The organism is Nocardiopsis lucentensis DSM 44048, assembly GCF_000341125.1.
GTDB lineage: Bacteria > Actinomycetota > Actinomycetes > Streptosporangiales > Streptosporangiaceae > Nocardiopsis > Nocardiopsis lucentensis.
This window is the reverse complement of sequence record NZ_ANBC01000290.1, coordinates 1-7092: the sequence shown is the minus strand read 5'-3', so window position 1 is coordinate 7092 and position 7092 is coordinate 1. Positions and strand designations below refer to the sequence as shown.

7 protein-coding genes are annotated in these 7092 nt (G+C 73.8%); 4 read left to right on the top strand and 3 right to left on the bottom strand.

Going from position 1 to position 7092, the window contains the following annotated elements; all coding sequences use genetic code 11:
* The first annotated feature begins 217 nt into the window (after positions 1-217).
* Genes D471_RS0109950 through D471_RS0109940 form a run of 3 tightly spaced genes read left to right on the top strand, consistent with a single transcriptional unit; the run spans position 218 to position 3119 of the window.
* A complete protein-coding gene (locus D471_RS0109950; protein ID WP_017598482.1) occupies positions 218-1330 on the top strand; it encodes a FecCD family ABC transporter permease in 1113 nt (370 codons plus the stop codon).
* A complete protein-coding gene (locus D471_RS0109945) occupies positions 1330-2121 on the top strand; it encodes an ABC transporter ATP-binding protein (RefSeq protein ID WP_017598481.1) in 792 nt (263 codons plus the stop codon). The genes D471_RS0109950 and D471_RS0109945 overlap by 1 nt, the downstream gene beginning before the upstream one ends.
* The gene (locus tag D471_RS0109940; RefSeq protein ID WP_017598480.1) at positions 2118-3119 is read left to right on the top strand and encodes an ABC transporter substrate-binding protein; all 1002 of its coding nucleotides are present in this window, start codon (positions 2118-2120) and stop codon (positions 3117-3119) included. The genes D471_RS0109945 and D471_RS0109940 overlap by 4 nt, the downstream gene beginning before the upstream one ends.
* Positions 3120-3237: 118 nt before the next feature.
* On the opposite strand, the gene D471_RS0109935 is transcribed toward D471_RS0109940, so the two are convergent.
* From D471_RS0109935 to D471_RS0109925, 3 genes are all read right to left on the bottom strand, one after another.
* Positions 3238-4260 carry a pyridoxal-phosphate dependent enzyme gene (locus D471_RS0109935; RefSeq protein ID WP_017598479.1) on the bottom strand — a complete coding sequence of 341 codons (1023 nt, stop codon included), beginning with the start codon at positions 4258-4260 and terminating at the stop codon, positions 3238-3240.
* Positions 4261-4387: 127 nt separating this feature from the next.
* Positions 4388-5179 carry a Rossmann-like domain-containing protein gene (locus tag D471_RS0109930; RefSeq protein WP_017598478.1) on the bottom strand — a complete coding sequence of 264 codons (792 nt, stop codon included), beginning with the start codon at positions 5177-5179 and terminating at the stop codon, positions 4388-4390.
* Positions 5176-5898, bottom strand: a complete 723-nt coding sequence (locus D471_RS0109925) for a class I SAM-dependent methyltransferase (protein WP_017598477.1) — start codon at positions 5896-5898, stop codon at positions 5176-5178. Before D471_RS0109925 ends, D471_RS0109930 begins: the two co-directional genes overlap by 4 nt.
* 413 nt (positions 5899-6311) lie before the next feature.
* Between D471_RS0109925 and D471_RS33735 the strand changes: the two genes are divergently transcribed.
* Positions 6312-7092, top strand: a 781-nt coding sequence (locus tag D471_RS33735) for an MFS transporter (RefSeq protein ID WP_017598476.1), incomplete at its 3' end; no start/stop codon positions are given.

Genomic DNA, 7092 nt, shown 5'->3' with positions numbered 1-7092 from the left:
GGGCTTCCGCGCGCGGCCGCCGCCGACTCCGGGGACTCCGCTCACCTGGGGCTTGACAGAATGATTATCATTTTCATTATCTATCCGGCTTCGCCCCCTGTCCTGGGGAGAGGACCGCCCTCGCCCCCTTCTCCCGCCCGTCACGACGCCCCCGCGAACCCCGGCGCGGTCCCCCGCCGCCGCCCGTTCCCCCGTCCCGAGAAGGAAGGTGCGCCCCGTGGCGCGGACCGCATCCTCGCCCCCGACCGCCCCGCCGCCGCCCGTCGGCGCTCCCCCGCCCCCGCGGACCCCCCGCGGCCTCCCGGGCACCGCCTGGACGGTCGCCGCGCTGTCCGTCCTGCTGGCCGTCTCCGCCGTGCTCGCCATCGGCCTGGGGTCGGCGGTGATCGCCCCGACCGACACCCTCCGCTACCTGTGGGCGGGCACCACCGGTGACCTGATCGGCGCCGACGAGGTCACGCGGTACCAGATCACCTGGCAGCTGCGCACGCCCCGGGTTCTGCTCGCCGCGACCGTCGGCGCGGGACTGGGCGCCGTCGGCGCGGCCGTCCAGGCGCTGGTCCGCAACCCGCTGGCCGACCCGTTCGTCCTGGGCGTCTCGTCGGGGGCGTCGGTCGGCGCCGTCGCGGTGGGTGTCTTCGGTGTCCTGGGCTCCCTGGGCGTCTACGCGGTCTCGGCGGGCGCCTTCCTGGGCGCGCTGGGCGGCACGGTGCTCGTCTACCTCGCGTCGCTGTCGGCCGGCGGCATCACGCCGCTGCGCCTGGTCCTCACGGGCGTCGCGCTGTCCTTCGGCTTCCAGGCGGTCATGGGGGTGATCGTCTACTTCGTCCCCGGAAACGAGGCCACCAGCACCGTCCTGTTCTGGACGATGGGCAGCTTCGGCGCGGCGACGTGGGGCTCCCTGCCGCTGGTCACGGCGATCGTGCTCGCCGGGATCGCCCTGCTCGTCTCGGCCAGCCGCCGCCTGGACGTCATGACCCTCGGCGACGAGACCGCCGCCAGCCTGGGTGTGGACACCGACCGCCTGCGCCGGGGCCTGTTCCTCATCACCGCCCTGATGACCGGCGCGATGGTCGCGGTGAGCGGCGCGATCGGATTCGTCGGCCTGGTCGTCCCGCACGTCGTGCGCATCGTCGTCGGCGCGGGCCACCGCCGGGTGCTGGCGGTCGCGCCGCTGGTCGGCGCGGTGTTCATGGTCTGGGTCGACCTGGTGGCGCGGGTGGTCGCCGCCCCGCGCGAGCTGCCCCTGGGCTTCATCACCGCGCTGGTCGGCGTCCCCGTGTTCATCCTCCTGCTGCGCCGCAGGGGCTACCTGTTCGGAGGCCGCTGATGGAACTGCGTATGGACGGGATGTCGGTCGCCGTCGGCGGCACGGAACTGGTGCGCGAACTGTCACTGGAGGTGCCCGAGGGCCGTGTCGTGGGGCTGGTCGGCCCCAACGGGTCGGGCAAGTCGACCGCGTTGCGCTGCGTCTACCGGGCGCTGCGGCCCTCGCGCGGCACGGTGTGGCTGGACGGGCGGGACCTGAGTGGACTGAGCCTGCGCGAGAGCGCCCGGTCGGTCGCCGCGCTCACCCAGGAGGGCGGCAGCGACCTGGACTTCACCGTCGCCGAGATCGTCGCGCTGGGCCGCACCCCGCACGTGCGGGGCAACCGGCCGTTGGACGCGCGCGAGCGGGGGCTGTGCCGGGCGGCGATGGAGCGCATGGACGTCGCCCACCTCGCCGACCGGGGCGTGCTCTCGCTGTCCGGCGGCGAGCGCCAACGCGTCCTCGTCGCGCGCTGCCTGGTGCAGGAACCGCGGGTCCTCGTCCTGGACGAGCCGACCAACCACCTCGACGTGCGACACCAGATCGGCCTGCTGTCGCTCGTGCGGAGCGCCGGGATCACCGTTCTGCTCGTCCTGCACGACCTCAATCTGGCCGCCGCGGTCTGCGACCGCATCGGCGTGCTGTCCGAGGGCCGCCTGGTCGCCTCCGGAACCCCCCGGGAGGTCCTCGTCCCCGAGCTGGTCGAGCGGGTCTTCGGCGTGGCCGCCACGGTCGTCCCCCACCCCCTGACCGGAGACCCCCAGCTCCTCTACACCCTCAACCCCGACACACCAGAGGAAGGCACCACATGAGCCACCGATTCGGCCGACCGCCGCGCGCCGCCGCCGCGCTCGGCGCCCTCGCGCTGCTGACCGCGGGCTGCGGAGCCCAGGTCGAGGGCGCCGAGGACGCCGCCGCCGCGACCGTCACGGTCAACCGCTGCGGCGAGGAGGTCGAGTACACGACGCCGCGGCGCGCGGTGGTCTACGAGGGCGGCAGCGCGGACAAGATGTTCGCGCTGGGCCTGACCGACCACGTGCACGGCTACGTCCTGCCGCCCGCCAACCCGCCGGTCTCGGAGTCCCCCTGGGCCGCCGAGTACGAGCGGGTGGAGTTCCTCAGCGACGACCTGCTCAACCGGGAACTGGTGGTGGACGCCGGGGCGGACTTCGTGCTCGCCGGGTGGCAGTCCGGCTTCAGCGACGAGCGCGGGATCACCCCCGAGATCCTCGACGGGCTGGGCATCCAGAGCTTCATGCACGCCGAGTCCTGCTACAACTACCCGAACTTCCCCGAGCGCCACACCCCGTTCGAGGGTCTGTACACCGACCTGGAGCGGCTGGGCCGGATCTTCGGTGTCGAGGAGCGGGCCGAGGAGCTCGTCACCGAGTACCGGGAGCGGGTCGAGGCCGTCCGGGAGCAGGCCCCCGGGGGCGACCCGGTTCCGGTGTTCCTCTACGACTCGGGCACCGACCAGCCGTTCACGGCGGCGAGCCAGGTTCCCGCGAACGACATCATCGAGTTCGCGGGGGGTGAGAACGTCTTCGGCGACCTGGACGAGCGGTGGACCCAGGTGGGATGGGAGGCCGTCGTGGAGGCGCAGCCGGAGGTGATCATCATCTTCGACTACGGGGACCAGCCCGCCGAGGACAAGATCGAGTTCCTGCGGGAGTACGAGGCCACCGCCGACCTCCCCGCGGTCCAGAACGACGACTTCTACATCCTCGACTACAACGAGGGCATCTCCAGCCCGCGCAACATCGACGGCCTGGAGGGCTTCGCCGAGTACCTGCGCGAACTGGACTCCTGAGGTCCTGAACGGTGACCTCAGGGGGTTGCCGTCCGGTCCGAGGCCAAGCGCGGGACCACGAGGACACGGCCCCGTGCGGAGACGATCCGCACGGGGCCCGTTCGTGGTGGGGGGTGGCTCAGGCGGTGCGATCGAACTGGGCCTGGCGCGGCGCCCCGGCCCGACGCCACTCCATGCGCGCCCAGGGGAGCTCGAGTTCGGAGGTGTCGGCGACGTCCAGCGGCTTGAGGTCCTCGACCGCCTCGGCCTCCCGGTGCCGGGCGAACACCGAGTCGGTGTACCGGTGGCCGGTGTCGGCGGCGACGAACACCACCGTCCGGCCGGGGTCGAGCTCGAGCTCCCACCGCGCGGCCAGGTAGGCGGCGCCGCTGGAGAGTCCCGCGAACACGGCGTGCCGCCGGAGCAGGTCGACCGTCCCGGCCAGGGCCGCCTCGAATCCGGTCCAGTGCACGGTGTCGTAGAGGGTGTGGTCGACGTTGCCGAAGGGGATGGCGCTGCCGATGCCCGCGATGATGATGTCCCGGTCGGGCACGCCGTCGCCGCCGAAGGTGACGCTGCCGAACGGCTGCACGCCCACGACGCGGGTGTCCGGGTCACTCTCGCGGAGGTAGGTGCCGATCGCCCCGCTGGAGGCACCGGTCCCGACGCCGCACACGAGCGTGAGGCCACCGCCGCCCGCCTCGCGGCGGATCGTCTCGGCGACCTCGCGGTAGCCCAGGTAGTGGACGGGGTCGTGGTACTGGCGCATCCAGTGGTGGTCGGGGTTCGCGGCGAGGATCTCCCGGACGCGGCGCACCCGGCGGTTCTGGTCGAGTCCGAGGTCGTCGGTGGACTCCATCTGCTCCAGGTGGACGCCCAGGATCTCCAGTTGCGCGCGCAGGGTGCGGTCCACGGTGGTGGAGCCGATGATGCGGCAGCGCAACCCGTACCTGTGACAGGCCAGCGCGAGGGCGTGGGCGTAGACACCGCTGGAGCTGTCGATCACGGTGTCGCCGGGCCGGACGGCCCCGGTCTCGATGAGGCGGCGGACCGCGGCCAGGGCCGAGACCACCTTGAGGGTCTCGAACCGCAGGCACAGGAGGCCGCCGCCGAGGTCGATGAGGTCGGGGCGGCCGATCGCTTCGGACACGTGCTCGTCCACGGTCGTTCTCCTTGGTGAGGTGGGGGGTCGTGCGGGCGGAGGCCATCCGCTGGGAGTGGCTGACGGGTGGGCGGGCGCGCGGGAGGGACGAGGGCGCCGCCCGCCCTGTTCGGGGGCCGGAGCGGCCTCAGGCCGTGCCGGTGGCCCGGTAGCGGTAGAGCGTGGTGGGGTCGGCGCTGAACTGGGAGAACGGGAAGGGTTCGGCGGAGACCCCGGCGACCCCGTGCCCGAGGAAGGCGCGGGCGACGGCGCTCGCGCTCTGGGCGTAGACGTACAGCGGGATGTCGCGCTTGCGGCAGCGCGCGAGGAGTTCGTCGAACGTGCCGTTGCCGAGGGTCATGCCGGTGGCCACGACGGCGTCGGCGGCGTCGACCACCTCCGCCATCGACTCCGTGATCGGGTCGCCCCACCGGGTGGTGCGCAGGTTGAGGTCGCAGGGCAGGCACTGGCCGCCGCGCTCGCGGATCGCGGCCACGAGGGGGTTGACGACGCCGATGAGGGCGATCCTGGCTCCCTCGGTGACGGGGGCGAGCTCGGCGACGGCGGCGTCGCGGGCGGCGGCGCGTTGTTCGGGCGTCCCGGCGGGCAGGGTGACCGGCTCGGCGCGGGGGTCGTCGCGGTGCGGGCGGGTGTGGCCGAGGTGGGCGTCGAGGGCGGCGGTCCGCAGGGGCAGCGGGCCCTCGGCCAGCAGGTCGGCCAGGGGCGCGCCGGAGGCCTCGCGGCACAGGTCCGGCGGGATCTGACCGTCCTCGAAGGCGCAGGCCCCGAAGGCCCCGCCGACGCGGACGGCGACGTACCGGTTGAGGTAGGTGGTGCCGCTCCCGGCCAGGCGGGTGCCGTGGTGCAGCCAGAAGACACTGGTGGCCGCGGTGTCGCCGACCTGGCCGAGGGCGTCGCGGAAGAGGTCGTCGAGGGTCACCGGCGCTCGTCCTCCCGGAAGCGGAACAGGTAGGTCAGGACGCCGTCGCCCCAGTCGTGGCGGTGGTGGACCTCGCCGGAGAAGCCGGAGCCCTCGGCGTGGGCGACGACGCGGCGCAGGTCGGCGGTGTTGGAGGCGATGAGGTAGACCTCGGCGTCCGGGGCCAGGAGGGGGCGCTCGCGCAGTTGGGTGAAGAACGTCGCGGTGATCGACGCGCCGACGCAGACGTTGCGCACGACGTCGGGGTCGATGCTGGTGGGATGGCTGACGGCGGGTGGGTTGAAGGTGACCACGTCGAAGCGGGCGTCGTCGGGCAGGCCCGCGAACATGTCGCTGACCCAGGGCACGAGCCGGGTGGTGGTGCCGCCGTCGAGGACGCGGTCGAAGTTGCGGGCGGTGGCCTCGACGCTGGGGGCGTGTACGTCGATCGCGTGGACCTCACCGGCCCCGCGGGCCCCGGCGGCGACGGCCTCCACGCCGAGACCGACGCCCATGGCGGCGTAGCGGCGGCCGCGCACGTCGATGTCGTCGTCCAGGAGGCGCTGGTGGATCATCCGGCTGGTTCCGCCGGGCAGGAAGACCCCGGGCGGCACCTCGAAGTCCCAGCCGTTCCAGGTGTAGGAGCGGGTGGTGCGCAGGTCGTTCCTGGGCGGATTGACGGCGAGGATCCGCTCGGCGGGCAGTGGCGGGGGCAGCTCGGTCACGAGGGAGCGGTCCACAGGGGTCCTTCCTGGGGCGGATGTGGCACGCGGACGCGAAGGGGGCGCGGGGCGTCCGGGTTCCGGAGGTCGTGCGCTATCTTAATGAAAACGATAACCATTGTCATCAAAGAGTGTCGGGAACCACCGTTCGGGACGCCGTCGATCGACCCGCCGCGGAGGCACACCGCCCCGGGAACGGTGTCGGCCTCGGGACGCGGGGGCGGCCCGACGGACGGTGTCGGCTCCGCGCGGGGATTCGGTCTCGGGAACGACCGCCGCCCCGGGCACGAAGGCGCCCCCACGGTCTCGACACCCCGCACGGGACCGGCACCGCGCGGGGTGTCGGCCGTGTGCCCGGCACGGCCGTCCGGGCGAGTCCGCGCACGGCCCCCTCCCTCACCGACCGCACGTGGAAAGGACGTCGAACGACCGTGGCCCACCCTCAGGAGACCCAGATCGCAAGCCCCTCCCCACCGCGCACGCGCGTGCTGCCGGACCCGGCCTTCCTCCGGTTGTGGACGGGCAACACCGCCTCCGGCCTGGCCACGTGGGCGATGCCGTTCATCCTCGGCCTGGCCGTCCTGGACGGTTCGCTCACCGCCCTCGGGCTCGGCCTGACCCTGGCCACGCGCACCGCCGGTTTCCTCGTCGCCCTCCCCCTCGGGGGACTGCTCGCCGACCGGTTCTCCCGCCGGTCGGTGGTGCTGTGGGCGGGGCTCACCGCCGCGGTGGCCACACCGGTGGTCGCCACCGGCGTGGGGACCTCGGGGACCTCGGCCATCGCGCTCGCGGCGGTCGCGGCGGCGGTCGTCGGCGCGGGTCAGGGCGCGTGCCGGCCCGCGTTCCAGGCGCTGACCGCCGAGGTGGTCGACGAGCCCCGGCGGCAGCGGGCCAACGCGGCGCTCACCATCTCCGTCAGGGTGACCACCCTGGTCGCCCCCGCGCTGACGGCGCTGCTGTCGACGGTCCTGGGAACGACCGCCCTGCTGCTGGTCACGGCCGCGACGTGGGCGGTCGCGGCACTGGCCCCGCCCAAGGGGGCACGGGTGCGGCCGGTCACGGCGGCCCCGGGGCGGCGGTGGTCGCCGGTCACCGACTTCGCCGACGGGCTGCGCGAGGCCCGGCGGCACACCTGGTTCCTCGCCGGGTTGGGCGCGCTGACCGCCGTCATCGCCGCCGGATACTCCGCGACCAGCGTCCTCCTGCCGGTGG

Excerpts from the sequence above, each read along its gene's own strand:
- D471_RS0109945 (WP_017598481.1), top strand. The coding sequence starts at position 1,330 with ATGGAACTGCGTATGGACGGGATGTCGGTCGCCGTCGGCGGCACGGAA.
- D471_RS0109940 (WP_017598480.1), top strand. The coding sequence starts at position 2,118 with ATGAGCCACCGATTCGGCCGACCGCCGCGCGCCGCCGCCGCGCTCGGC.